Origin of the sequence: Lederbergia wuyishanensis (assembly GCF_022900255.1) — a bacterium.
Lineage (GTDB): Bacteria > Bacillota > Bacilli > Bacillales > Bacillaceae_C > Lederbergia > Lederbergia wuyishanensis.
In genome coordinates, this window is record NZ_JALIRM010000001.1 from 138,185 (window position 1) to 151,848 (window position 13,664).

Genomic DNA, 13,664 nt, shown 5'->3' on the forward strand with positions numbered 1-13,664 from the left:
ATGTGAAAGAAAAAAGGGAAAAGGGGATAGCATCGTGATTGAAATTAGAAAAGAACAAGTAAATGATATTCCGTTACTACATGTAGTAAGAAACGGAAATGAAGAACAGATGCTACCGCTTATTATATTTGTCCATGGATTTACTTCTGCTAAAGAACATAACCTTCATTTTGCTTATCTCTTAGCGGATAAAGGATTTCGTGTTCTCCTACCTGAAGCCATGTTTCATGGTGAAAGAAATAATGGAAGAAATGATGATACAATAATGTATCATTTTTGGGATATCGTTATGAACACGATTTCCGAATTGGAGGAAATAAAAGCCGATTTTGTTAGAAGAAGGTTAGCAGATTCTGAAAAAATTGGCTTAGCCGGCACTTCGATGGGCGGTATTATTACATTAGGTGCTCTTACACAATATGAGTGGGTTAAGACAGCCGTATCCTTAATGGGAAGTCCTCATTATGTGGCATTTGCAAAAGCGCAAATTGACCAACTTAAAAAATCAAATCCAAGCTTGTCTTTGCCAGAAGAAGAGTTAGAAAAAATGTATGAAGGATTGAAAAAATATGATTTAAGTAATCAGCCGGAAAAACTTCGGGGAAGACCAATAATGTTTTGGCATGGAAAAAAAGATCCAGTAGTTCCTTTTCAGCCTACATATAATTTTTATCAAAATATTAAAACGGATTATGAAAAAAATCCGTTCAATTTGAAATTTATTGTTGAAAATGAAGCCGATCATAAAGTAAGCAGGGAAGGGCTATTACAAACAGTGGATTGGTTTGAAAAGCACTTATTATAAATAGCATATAGGACAAATTGGTGTTAGCGTGGTGCCTTTATCCACAATTAGCGTATATTGGTCAAACTATTTGATATTGTGAAGCCCTCTGTCCAACATAAAGTATTTGACGCATCATTTGCTAATGTGAATCTTTTGTACAAAATAAAGTGTATATAAGACAAACCTTTTGTTAGTTTAATCCTAATGTTTTTACGTGGTAAATCGAAATTGTTAACACCATATATTGACAGAGTCTAATACACAAAAACATTGTTAATATAATAAGTTCATTTCAGTTTGTTTTTTTTTCATGTTTGGTATGATAGTAAGGGAAGCATTTTATTTCGTGAAGGAGTGTGTTGAAATGGATGAGGCTTTGAAGGAAAATATTTACGGCGCTCTTGAGCAAGTGATCGACCCTGAATTGGGTATTGATATAGTAAACCTAGGTCTAGTTTATGATGTAGACCTTAACGATGAGGGCGTTGCAAAAGTGACGATGACGCTTACTTCTATGGGCTGCCCACTGGCTCCAATAATTGTCGATCAAGTACAAGCTGCACTTGCAGATATTCCTGAGGTTAAACAAACAGAAGTTGACATTGTTTGGAATCCGCCGTGGACAAAAGACAAAATGTCACGATATGCTAAAATTGCACTTGGCGTAACATGATAAAGGAACGCCGTTATTAAGTACCCACATTTAAAAAATAGCGGAATGCTCCTTTTCATAAGAAGCTTTCCGCTATTTTTACATATGTTTTCAACTAAGGAGATGATTTCAATGGATTTAAGTAAAATGACTACGACGATGCAGGAAGCATTTGCAGAAGCGCAGCGAACAGCCATAAGGCTCAATCATCCGGAAATTGATATTGTCCATATTTGGAAAGCATTATCAGATCGAGATGATAGTCTCCTTAATAATTTATACGAACATTTAGGATTAGGAAAAAGTGCATTACAACATAAAATAAATGAAGTACTAAATAAAAAGCCGGAAGTAACAGGTTCGGGCGTAAAAGGCGGTCAATACTTAAGTTCTGATGTACAAAATCTTATGAATCATGCTGAGAAAGAAAAAGAATCCTTTGAAGATGAATACTTATCTGTTGAACATTTTGTACTCGCATTAATGGAACAAAAAGGAAATGAACTCGCCATATTTTTAGTTCAACATGGAATAACGAAACAACATTTACGTGCTGAAATTGAAAAAGTGAGGGGGGGACAGCGAGTGGTATCACAAAATCCAGAAGCAACATATGAAGCATTAAAAAAATACGGCAGGGATTTAGTAGCTGAAGTAAAATCTGGAAAGCTGAATCCTGTAATTGGCCGAGATAATGAAATTAGGAATGTAATTCGTATCCTTTCTCGAAAAACAAAAAACAATCCCGTGTTAATTGGAGAGCCCGGTGTTGGAAAGACTGCTATCGTGGAAGGGCTCGCTCAAAGAGTTGTTAGGAAAGATGTACCGGAAGGGTTAAAAGACAAAACCATTTTTGCGCTAGATATGGGTGCCCTTATAGCAGGTGCAAAATTTCGAGGGGAATTCGAGGAAAGGCTAAAAGCAGTTTTACAGGAAATTAAGAAAAGTGATGGGAAAATTCTTCTCTTTATTGATGAAATCCATACGATTGTTGGAGCGGGAAAAGCTGAAGGTTCTATGGATGCAGGAAATATGTTAAAGCCTATGCTAGCTAGGGGAGAACTGCATTGTATCGGAGCTACGACACTTGATGAATATCGACTTTATATTGAAAAAGATCCTGCACTTGAAAGACGTTTCCAAAAAGTATTAGTTCCTGAGCCGACTTTAGAGGATACAATCTCAATTTTACGTGGATTAAAGGAACGATTTGAAATTCACCATGGTGTCAATATTCATGATAGAGCACTTGTCGCAGCTGCAACATTATCAGATCGTTATATTACCGATCGTTTTTTACCTGATAAAGCGATTGATCTTGTTGATGAAGCTTGTGCCAATATTCGTGTTGAGATTGACTCGATGCCAAGTGAACTTGATGATATTACAAGAAGAGTTATGCAGCTCGAGATTGAAGAAGCCGCTCTCAGGAAAGAAGAAGATGAAGCGAGTAAAGAAAGACTTGGAATTCTTCAAAAAGAGTTGGCTGATTTAAAAGAAAAGGCAAATGAAATGAAAGCAAGATGGCAGTCAGAGAAAGATGAGATATTACAAATAAAAGATAAACGTGAAGAGCTGGAGAAATTGCGTAGAGATTTGGAAGACGCCGAAAATGAGTATGACTTAAACCGAGCCGCGGAACTTAGGCATGGAAAAATACCTTCAGTCGAAAAAGAATTAAAGACATTAGAAGAAAAGTTACAAATGCATCAAGAAGATGAACACCGTCTCGTAAAAGAAGAAGTGACTGAAGATGAAATTGCAGATATCGTTTCTCGCTGGACAGGGATTCCTGTTTCAAAGTTAGTAGAAGGTGAACGGGAAAAGCTATTAAGGCTTGAAAGTATATTGCATAAACGAGTAATTGGCCAAGATGAAGCTGTTGAATTAGTTAGCAATGCAGTTCTTCGTGCACGCGCTGGAATCAAGGATCCGAATCGTCCAATTGGTTCATTTATCTTCCTAGGTCCCACAGGAGTAGGGAAAACCGAGTTAGCAAAAGCACTAGCTGAAACACTATTTGATAGTGAGGAACATATGATTCGAATTGACATGTCTGAGTATATGGAAAAACACGCTGTTTCAAGACTTATTGGCGCTCCTCCAGGATATGTGGGGTATGAAGAAGGTGGGCAGCTTACCGAGGCGGTTAGAAGAAAACCATATTCTGTCATTTTGCTTGATGAAATTGAGAAAGCTCATCCTGAAGTATTTAATATATTGCTTCAAGTATTAGATGATGGAAGGATTACAGATTCACAAGGAAGACGGATTGATTTTAAAAATACAGTCATAATTATGACTTCAAACATAGGTTCCTCATTTTTATTAGAGCGTGAAAAAAATGAAGAGCATATTGATGAAAAAACAAAAGATCTTGTGATGGCTCAACTAAGAGCTGCTTTTAAGCCGGAATTCTTAAATAGAGTGGACGATATCATTTTATTTAAGCCACTAACTATTGAAAATATTAAAGGAATAGTCGGTAAATTGGCAGAGGAGTTACAGCTTCGTTTACGTGAACAAAGTATTCAACTAAAGATTTCCGAACATGCAAAAGAGTTTATTGCTCATTCTGCTTACGATCCGGTTTACGGTGCCCGTCCATTAAAAAGATATATACAAAGTCAGATCGAAACAAAACTTGCAAAGGAAATTATTGCAGGGACTGTTCGCCCATATGATTCTATATTAATTGATGTGGAAAATGAAGAACTGACAGTTTCTGTACAAAAATAACAAAATGGGAAAGGAGAGATATACTCCTTTCCCATTTTAATGTTCCTCAGCAGCAGCTGGAGGTGGAAGAATTGTTGAAACAACAAGTATCAATATAAAAGCACCAATCCCTAATATAGATGCTGTTTTAAAATCATATTGGGCAGATAGCATCGATCCCGCTACGTAAGTTAACATATGGACAAGAATAAAAGTCCAAATAAAACCCCATACAAATTTCATAAAATTCACCCCAATTCAAAATGAAATGTATGTAAAAGAATTTTTACCACATTGATATACCTATAAAATCATACCATACATAACAGTAATGTAAAAGTGATAATTCTGTGATCTAGGTAATACATTACTCCACTTGCATAGGATGTAAGTAAGGGATATTTAGAAAGGAGATGGACGACTTGAAATCGGCCGTTGTATTTGGGGCGAGGCAGCCTCTCGGTTACGAACTTTGTGTTCAATTACTGGAGAAAGGATATAAGGTATATGCAAAAGATTTTGCTGAATGGCAGAATGAAGATCATGAAGAAAAATGGTTATATATTGGAAGAAATGCTAATTTACAATACGAGCATTTGAACCATATTTTCGAAGAAAAACATGATTCAATTCAATATTTTTTCATTCCACTTGCTGATTTTTATAAGAGAGATTTTCCAGAGATTCAAGAACGTTTCACCCAATTATTAAAAGAATATGGCAAAGAGAATGTATTCTCAAATTCAAACATTGTCCTCATTCAATCATCCGCTATTCATTTTAGAAATTCAAACTTTTATTCAGAAATAGAAAGGTTTAAAAAAGAAATACAAGAAAATATAACAAATGTAATTGAATATTGTATACCTATCAATGAACAAGATAAATTCCTTCTTTCCACAACTAATCAAAGAGAGGATTGGTGCACTTTAAAAATCTCATTATCTTCGAATTCGATTGTAAATGAGATTATTGAACATATAGAGACGACTGCGTATTAAAAAAATAATGGTTATAATTATTATACTTTTCAATTATTAAGTGATAGGCTTAAGTGTAAAGAAAACAAAGAAGGGGGATAATTGGACAAGTATTTACATAATACATAAAATGGGAATGCCCCCAAACGAAATAGAACCAATCCCGATTTACAAGAAATCGCTCCGATGTTATAATTAGTACCAAGTCTTAATATATGATAATAATTTTATGTTTAACGAAAGTAGGGATCGGCTACATGAATGCTGGAGTAATCGGGGTTGGAAAATATGTTCCTGAAAAAGTCTTAACAAATAAAGACTTGGAAAAAATGGTGGATACATCAGATGAATGGATCAGGACACGAACTGGCATCGAAGAGAGAAGAATAGCGACCGATGATATGGATACAGCTGATATGGCGTATGTAGCTGCTCAAGAAGCAATAAAAAATGCGGGACTATCTTCTGATGATATTGATATGATTTTAGTTGCAACAGTTACACCTGATCGTCCTTTTCCAACGGTAGCATGTACATTACAAGCTAAATTAGGATGTACTAAAGCTTCTGCTATGGACCTTAGCGCAGCATGTGCAGGTTTTATGTATGGAATAGCTACAGCGAAGCAATTTATAGACAATGGTGCTTATAAACATATTTTAATAGTTGGCGCTGAAAAACTATCCAAAATTACAGATTGGAATGACAGGAACACTGCAGTATTGTTTGGAGATGGTGCAGGTGCTGTAGTTATGGGACCAGTTTCAGATGGAAGAGGAGTTCTTGCATTTGAATTGGGCGCCGATGGTACAGGTGGAAACTATCTTTACCAAGAACAATTTATTATGATGAATGGTAGAGAAGTTTTTAAGTTTGCAGTAAGACAAATGGGTGAATCATCGGTAAATGTACTTGAAAAGGCAGGTCTATCGAAGGATGATGTTGATTTCTTAATTCCTCATCAAGCTAATATTCGAATAATGGAAGCTGCAAGACAAAGGTTAGACCTACCTGAAGAAAAAATGTCCAAAACAATCCATAAATATGGAAATACATCATCTGCCTCGATTCCAATGGCACTCGCAGATGAATTGGAAGCCGGAAAAATTAAAGATGATGACATTATTGTAATGGTTGGTTTTGGCGGAGGACTAACTTGGGGTGCAGTAGCTCTAAAATGGGGACGTTAAATACATCGCTTTAAAACCTTCTTTGTTTATTTAAAGGAGCTGATATTGAATGAAAAGAAGAGTTGTAGTTACTGGAATTGGGGCTGTGTCTCCAGTAGGAAATGATGCATTGGAATCATGGCAAAATGTAATCGCAGGTAAATCAGGAATTGGTCCACTAACACGATTGGATCCTGATCAATATTCTGCGAAAGTCGCAGCAGAAGTAAAAGATTTTGATATAGAAAAATATGTCGAAAGAAAAGAAGCTCGCAAAATGGACCGTTTTACCCATTATGCGATAGCAGCTGCGCTTATGGCTGTTGAAGATGCTAAGTTAAAAATTGACGATAGCAATGCTGAAAGAATCGGAGTATGGGTTGGTTCTGGTATTGGTGGAATGGAAACATTTGAACAGCAATTTGAAACATTCCAAAAAAGAGGGTATCGACGAGTAAGTCCATTCTTTGTACCGATGATGATACCGGATATGGCTACAGGGCAAATTTCAATATACCTTGGAGCGAAAGGGGTCAACTCTTGTACGGTTACAGCATGTGCTACAGGTACAAACTCGATTGGTGATGCTTTTAAAGTTATCCAACGTGGCGATGCTGATGCAATGATTGCTGGAGGAGCAGAAGCACCGATTACACAAATGTCGGTAGCTGGATTTTGCGCAAATACAGCATTATCCACAAACCCAGATCCACAAACAGCAAGCAGACCATTCGATTTAAACCGAGATGGTTTTGTCATTGGTGAAGGAGCGGGTATTGTTATCCTTGAAGAATTAGAGCACGCGTTAAGTCGCGGTGCCCATATCTATGCAGAAATCGTTGGGTATGGTTCTACAGGGGATGCCCATCATATTACCGCACCTGCTCCAGGTGGAGAAGGTGGCGTTCGCGCAATGAGAATTGCTCTCCAAGATGGAGGTCTTGCTCCTGAGGATATAGATTACATCAATGCTCATGGTACTAGTACTCCGTATAATGATAAATATGAAACGATGGCTATAAAAGAAGTGTTTGGTGAGCATGCATATAAATTAGCAGTGAGCTCAACAAAATCGATGACAGGTCACCTTCTAGGAGCGGCTGGTGGTGTTGAAGCTATTTTCTCAGTCATGGCTATAAAAGAAGGAATCCTTCCGCCAACAATGAATTACGTAACACCGGATCCCGAATGTGATCTCGATTATGTTGCAAATGAGGCAAGAAAAGCTAATGTTAAGGCAGTCCTGAGCAACTCACTTGGTTTCGGCGGACATAACGCGACTATCGCTTTTAAAAAATATGAATAACCTTGAGAACACGATCTAATGATCGTGTTTTCTTTTTTTTTCGATGATAGCTGATTTTTGATAATAGAGCTGATGGAGACAGCCAACAGAATTTTTTCAGAAAAATCTATGTACCTCCCTTTGTATTTTTTAATAACATAACAAAAGGAGGCGGTTAATAATGGGGGTAATTGAAACTGATAAATGGTTAGAAAATTATTTTAATCAGCCTTGGGAGCTAAGCAGGCTAGCAAAACCAGAAGTTGATGATGCCGAGGATTTTTATGAATACTTAACGAGATTTGGTATGTACAGACCTTCACGAAATGCGTATGAAATTTTAAATAAATTAAAGGAAGAAAAAGTTTGGGATAAAATAAACAATATTTACTTAAAGTATCGTAAACAATGGAAAGGTCCAGCAGTAGATATTTATATATTTCCTATTCAACAGCAAACTTCTTTATTTCGCCGTAGAACTAATGGAAGATCGGGATTGGCTTTTCATAACAAATTATTTCTATTCATTTCTGAAGGACTTAATGAAAAAGAGCTTGAAGCTCTCTTTGTTCATGAATATCATCATTCCTCAAGATTGAGCAGGATTAAAAAGAAAGAAAATGATTATACATTATTGGATTCGATTATGTTTGAAGGATTTGCTGAATTAGCAGTTCTCAACAGTTGTGGAATAAAATACTTAGCTCCCTGGACGAATTTATATACTAAAGAAAGACTCAGAAACGATTTAAGACGTATGTATGAACCAAATTTTTATATAACTCGAAAAGCTCGTGAGCACGATGACCTATTATTTGGAAGAAGAGGAGTTCCATTAATGTTAGGTTATGCGATTGGATTTGAAATGGCTAAAGGTTATGTAAGGCGGAATAAGATAACAATACACGATACATTTTCGATGCCATCTGAAAAAGTCCTCTCAAATAATGAATTTCTGGAATCTTAGAGCTAATGAGACCGGGACATAACTATTTTCGACAAAGATAAATCCGAACAATAGGTTGATTAGTTTATATACCTGCTCCAGAAATATACTTCGTTTCCGTAGGCGGCTGGTGAGCCTCCTCGCTCGTCCCGTCCCGAGCTGCGGGGTCTCACCTATGTCTTTCCTTCCACAGGAGTCTTCGCATATTTCCTCCGCTAAGTTAGATCATTTTTCATCTTTAGGTTTAATTGTTTTAGTTATGTCCTAGCCTCTTCTTTTTTGTGCATGTCCTATCCATATAATACATATATTCAGAATGAGGACGAGCTAAGGAATAGGATGTGCAAAGCTATGTTTTTTAGAGGGTGTATTGTGCTGCTCGGTTTTGGCTTTGCGGTATCGGGTGGCGTAAGTATAATCGGCTATTTAAACCTACTTGCAATGGGACGAGGTTTTATTGATTATCTCATTTTTATTACTAGAAGACCTGAATGTTACCTTTTGCCAATTGGAATCATAATGATTACTGGGGCTATTTTTTATAATGATGAGAAAAAAAGCAATGACCAGATTTAAGAGGAATAATTTAACTTAACCCTGCCTATACTGATTGACAAAAGGTGATGAAGTGAGGGATATAAGGATGCTATATCTTCATGATGTATGGGTTAATTGGTTTGAAGGAGAGGAAAACGGCTATAATGTTTGCCATTTTCATGAGTGGCGAAGGGGAGAAGATGTCATCGAACTCCTCGATCAAGTACCGTTATTGTTGATAGAGCCTGTCCTCTTCCACTACATAGAAAATAATATGGCAGAGCTGCCACAGACTTTATTAAACGATGTTTATAAAAAAGCATATTTAAGAAAAAATCACGAGCGGGTTCAATTGGAATATTGCTTTGTAGTAACAGATGGAAAAGGAATAATAGCAGTTGATACAATCGGCTATTCAATTCCCCTCAGGAAAAGTAGGTTAATTCCTCGTCAAGAACAGTTAGTATTCGAAATGACGGCGAAAAATGAACCATTTCCTTATAAATTTGATCAAGAGAATATTAGTAAGGAACACCATATCTTGTCGCCGGAGCCTGAATTAATGTACGGTTTGACGAGGAAAGAACGGCAATTAAAACACTTAATGTTTATGGCGTTAGATCAACTATATACATCAAAAAACACTCCAGAAATTCGTTATTGGTACACGGAATGGGCTCCTGGTAAATATCATGAAATCCAAACAATGGATTTTGACGAAGTATGGAATTGTCTTTACGAAGAAACGAAGGTTGGTTGGTCGGAAAAACATGTTATGCTTTGTGAAAATCTTATAAAAGGTCAACCATTCTTTGAAAAACTATGGGATATGGAATGTGATTCAAAAGTGAACTAGTTTTAAGAAAATGAAAGAGCCAGTCTCAAATAAAATGAGATTGGCTCTTGTTTTGATTAACGTCTTTTTCTTCCTAGACCCATAGCATTTTCCATTTTCTTAACCATTTTATTTGCTTTTCTTGATGCTTTTTCTGCTCCAGCATCAAGAATATCATCTAGTTCTTTTGAGTCAAGCAATTCTTTATACCGATCTTGGATAGGGGTTAACGCTTTAATTACCACATTGGCAAGATCCGCCTTAAAATCTCCATAGCCTTTTCCTTCGTAATCTTGTTCAATCTCAGATATCGGTCTATTTTCTAAAATAGAGTAAATTGAAAGTAGGTTTGATACTCCAGGTTTGTTTTCTTTATCATATTTTACAATACCATCAGAGTCTGTCACAGCGCTCTTAATCTTTTTCTCAATTTGATTAGGCTCGTCTAATAATGTAATAAAAGCTTTTTGATTTGCATCGGATTTACTCATCTTTTTCGTTGGTTCTTGCAATGACATAATCCTTGCTCCAACCTTTGGAATTCTTACTTCAGGTATCGTGAAAATATTATTATAACGGTTATTGAAACGTTCAGCCAAGTCTCTCGTTAACTCTAAATGTTGCTTTTGATCTTCCCCAACTGGGACAAGATCAGCGTCGTATAAGAGAATATCTGCAGCCATTAGTGGTGGATAAGTCAGTAGTCCAGCAGAAACAGCCTCTTTCCCTGATGACTTATCTTTAAATTGTGTCATTCTCTCTAATTCACCAATATATGAAATACATTGTAGCATCCAAGCAGCCTGTGAATGTGCTGGAACTTCCGATTGAATAAAGAGAGTTGCTTTTTCAGGATCTAATCCAGCTGCTACATAAAGCGCTGCTAATCTTTTAATGTTTTTCCTTAGTTCTAGACGATCTTGAGGTACCGTAATAGCATGTTGGTCGACAACACAGTAGTAACAATCATAATCATGCTGTAATTCGATAAACTGTTTAATGGCACCTATGTAGTTTCCAAGTGTTATCACACCACTCGGTTGAATTCCAGAAAATATGGTTTTCATGTAAAAGCCTCCTTAATATTAGAAAAGCGCAAACGTCTTGTTAATCGACGTACAGGCCCACAGGTGGGTCCGTCGACGTTCCTTTATCGGCCTTAGCCTTGAGAGGAAAAGGAAGAAGTACAAGTCTGGCTTCATTACGTAAATGAAAAGGACAAGAGGTGTTTGCTAGTCGATATCTGCTTGTGCTAGCAAGCGAAAATCTTATTTAAAAAAATAATTGATTTGTATCAATTTATATTTTTAAAATATAAAAAACCATCCGCCTTGAAGAGGATGAATGCTTATCAGAAGTATGATAAATGCGAAAATCCTTAATTAATTATAACCTCATAAAATATGACAATCAAGCCAGGTCGAAAGAATCAACTTTACATTTAATCATGAATCATTCAATAAAACAATATCAATTATTTAGAATCCTTGTTAAAATAGAACAGGACATTAAATCTTATATTAAGACAAGAAACGCCAAAGGGAGAGAGTTAAGTTGAGATGGTTTAAGATTGTCACAGTTGCAGGACTTGCAGCTTCATTATTATGGCAGCTTCAAACAGAAGGTGCATCTGCTGACGAGCTAGAAAAGGTAAAAAACCTCGATACTAGGCAGTTGTCTATTCAGAAAAAGGTTTTGCCAGATAGTCTTCCTCGTTTTGTTTTTAATTCAGGTCGTCACTTTGAATATCCTGATGCTGTTCGAGGGATTTATGTGACTGGCCATTCTGCAGGTGGAAGCAGATTTAATGAATTAGTAAAATTAGTAGACTCCACAGAACTGAATGCTATGGTTATTGATGTTAAAGATGATTGGGGACAAATTACATATAAACTTCCTGATGATTCTCCATTTGCTCATTTAGGCCAAAATTATATAAAAGATCCTAAAGAAATGTTGGATGTATTGGAAGAAAAACAAATATATCCAATTGCTAGAATCGTAGTTTTTAAAGATTCTACATTACCGAAAACGAGGCCAGACCTTTCATTTATGGATGGTAAGAACGTATGGGTAAATGGTAGAGGCGAATCATTTGTGAATCCATTTTTAAAAGAAGTCTGGGACTACAATATCGATATTGCCATTGAAGCCGCAAAACTAGGTTTTCAAGAAATTCAATTTGACTACGTCCGTTTTCCTGAAGGCTTTGAAAAACGTGATGCAGAGTTGAAATATGGGATAGGGGATTATAAGGATTCCAAGGAAGACAATGTTCAGAAACGTGTTCAAGCTGTAACAGATTTTGTGGCATACGCAAGGGAGAAGTTAGCTCCTTATGAAGTTAAAGTGTCTGTTGATATTTTTGGATACACTGCAACTTTGCCAGAAGCTCCGGGTATCGGACAAAATTTCTCTAAAATATCTGAGAATGTAGATGTAATCTCGTCGATGATCTATCCTAGTCATTGGACTTCATATTTTGGTATTGCCAAACCCGACCTAGAACCATATAAGCTTATTAGAGAATATGCGAAGTTGGAGAAAGCAAAACTAAGTGAATTGAATAGTCCTCCTATATCACGTCCTTGGATTCAAGATTTTACAGCCTCTTATTTAGGAGCGGGAAATTATCAAGTTTACGGAAAAGAACAAGTAGAAGCTCAAATAAAAGCTCTTTACGACGAAGGCATTAAAGAATATCTACTTTGGAATGCAGGAAATAAATATTCACCGAATGTGGATTATACTTTTGATAAAAAATAGTGCCGGAATTTTTTCGGCATTATTTTTCCTTTTTGGGAAACTATATATTGAGAATCTTGAGAATCTCTTTTAATGAACTTGATTTGCTTCGAGTTTATTCATTTAACATTTACAGAAGCTAAGAAATGTAAAAAAAACAACAAAAAATATGCAACTTTTTGTTTAAAAATGATTTGGTGGTGGTATAAAAAATATATAAAAAAGGGACTATAACAGCAGTACATATTTCATAGTAACAGATTTAGAAATTCCTTAATAAATCTATTCATTATGCTAGAAATAGTGTATAATGAATTAATAAGGGTGTTTCTATATTTGGATTTATATTGAAACATGATATCTAAATTCTGTAATATAAGAGCAATTTTATAAAGAATTTAATTCTTAAAAAAGGAGTGTGATTTGTATTATGGTAACATTGTACACATCACCTAGTTGCACATCTTGTAGAAAAGCAAGAATATGGCTTGAGGAACAAAGCATTCCATATAAAGAAAGAAATATTTTCTCAGAACCACTTAGCTTAGAAGAAATAAAGGAAATCCTTAGAATGACAGAAGATGGTACAGATGAGATTATTTCTACACGTTCAAAGATATTCCAAAAGCTAAATATTGATTTGGATTCCCTTCCACTTCAGCAATTGTATGATTTGATCCAAAAAAACCCTGGACTTCTAAGAAGACCAATTATTTTGGATGAAAAAAGACTACAGGTCGGTTATAACGAAGATGAAATTAGACGCTTCCTCCCAAGGAAAGTAAGAACATACCAATTACGTGAAGCACAGAAAATGGTAAATTAAGCTTTTTGAACATAGATTATATGCAGAAAAAAGCGGCTGTTCCTAAAAGCCTGTAAGGCAAAGGGGCAGCCCCTTTTTCATTAGAATAGTTATAACAAAAAATCTAATCTCTTTATCTTCTTACATCTATGGACCCATGTTTGTAAGCTAGGACTTCGGTCGACTAAGCTTCCGCTTTTTTTGC

13 protein-coding genes are annotated in these 13,664 nt (G+C 36.0%); 11 read left to right on the top strand and 2 right to left on the bottom strand.

What is annotated here, in order from left to right; all coding sequences use genetic code 11:
- Positions 1-34: 34 nt before the first annotated feature.
- The 3 genes from yjfP (at position 35) to clpB (ending at position 4,178) form a co-directional block, all read left to right on the top strand.
- Positions 35-805 (top strand): esterase, encoded by a 771-nt coding sequence (gene yjfP, locus MT489_RS00810; protein WP_244679611.1) that lies wholly within the window; start codon positions 35-37, stop codon positions 803-805.
- Positions 806-1,151: 346 nt separating this feature from the next.
- On the top strand, positions 1,152-1,460 hold the full coding sequence (locus tag MT489_RS00815) for a metal-sulfur cluster assembly factor (protein ID WP_213122934.1): 309 nt from the start codon (positions 1,152-1,154) through the stop codon (positions 1,458-1,460).
- 111 nt (positions 1,461-1,571) lie between these two features.
- On the top strand, positions 1,572-4,178 hold the full coding sequence (gene clpB / locus MT489_RS00820; RefSeq protein ID WP_244679612.1) for an ATP-dependent chaperone ClpB: 2,607 nt from the start codon (positions 1,572-1,574) through the stop codon (positions 4,176-4,178).
- A 36-nt stretch (positions 4,179-4,214) separates the two neighbouring features.
- Here clpB and MT489_RS00825 read toward each other — a convergent pair whose 3' ends face one another.
- On the bottom strand, positions 4,215-4,400 hold the full coding sequence (locus MT489_RS00825) for a YjzD family protein (RefSeq protein ID WP_244679613.1): 186 nt from the start codon (positions 4,398-4,400) through the stop codon (positions 4,215-4,217).
- 179 nt (positions 4,401-4,579) lie between these two features.
- Between MT489_RS00825 and MT489_RS00830 the strand changes: the two genes are divergently transcribed.
- The 6 genes from MT489_RS00830 (at position 4,580) to MT489_RS00855 (ending at position 9,930) form a co-directional block, all read left to right on the top strand.
- Positions 4,580-5,158 carry a hypothetical protein gene (locus tag MT489_RS00830; RefSeq protein ID WP_244679614.1) on the top strand — a complete coding sequence of 193 codons (579 nt, stop codon included), beginning with the start codon at positions 4,580-4,582 and terminating at the stop codon, positions 5,156-5,158.
- Between the two features lie 236 nt (positions 5,159-5,394).
- The gene (locus MT489_RS00835) at positions 5,395-6,327 is read left to right on the top strand and encodes a beta-ketoacyl-ACP synthase III (protein ID WP_244679615.1); all 933 of its coding nucleotides are present in this window, start codon (positions 5,395-5,397) and stop codon (positions 6,325-6,327) included.
- A 49-nt stretch (positions 6,328-6,376) separates the two neighbouring features.
- The gene (gene fabF / locus MT489_RS00840; RefSeq protein ID WP_244679616.1) at positions 6,377-7,612 is read left to right on the top strand and encodes a beta-ketoacyl-ACP synthase II; all 1,236 of its coding nucleotides are present in this window, start codon (positions 6,377-6,379) and stop codon (positions 7,610-7,612) included.
- Positions 7,613-7,772: 160 nt separating this feature from the next.
- On the top strand, positions 7,773-8,558 hold the full coding sequence (locus MT489_RS00845; RefSeq protein WP_244679617.1) for a DUF2268 domain-containing putative Zn-dependent protease: 786 nt from the start codon (positions 7,773-7,775) through the stop codon (positions 8,556-8,558).
- A gap of 330 nt (positions 8,559-8,888) precedes the next feature.
- On the top strand, positions 8,889-9,113 hold the full coding sequence (locus tag MT489_RS00850) for a YuzI family membrane protein (protein ID WP_244679618.1): 225 nt from the start codon (positions 8,889-8,891) through the stop codon (positions 9,111-9,113).
- Between the two features lie 67 nt (positions 9,114-9,180).
- On the top strand, positions 9,181-9,930 hold the full coding sequence (locus MT489_RS00855) for a YjbA family protein (protein WP_244679619.1): 750 nt from the start codon (positions 9,181-9,183) through the stop codon (positions 9,928-9,930).
- Between the two features lie 56 nt (positions 9,931-9,986).
- Here MT489_RS00855 and trpS read toward each other — a convergent pair whose 3' ends face one another.
- A complete protein-coding gene (gene trpS, locus MT489_RS00860) occupies positions 9,987-10,976 on the bottom strand; it encodes a tryptophan--tRNA ligase (RefSeq protein ID WP_244679620.1) in 990 nt (329 codons plus the stop codon).
- A 487-nt stretch (positions 10,977-11,463) separates the two neighbouring features.
- Between trpS and MT489_RS00865 the strand changes: the two genes are divergently transcribed.
- Both MT489_RS00865 and spxA read left to right on the top strand, forming a co-directional pair.
- Complete coding sequence (locus MT489_RS00865) at positions 11,464-12,675, top strand: putative glycoside hydrolase (protein ID WP_244679621.1); 1,212 nt, start codon at positions 11,464-11,466, stop codon at positions 12,673-12,675.
- 409 nt (positions 12,676-13,084) lie between these two features.
- On the top strand, positions 13,085-13,480 hold the full coding sequence (spxA, locus tag MT489_RS00870; protein ID WP_213128464.1) for a transcriptional regulator SpxA: 396 nt from the start codon (positions 13,085-13,087) through the stop codon (positions 13,478-13,480).
- Positions 13,481-13,664: the final 184 nt, after the last annotated feature.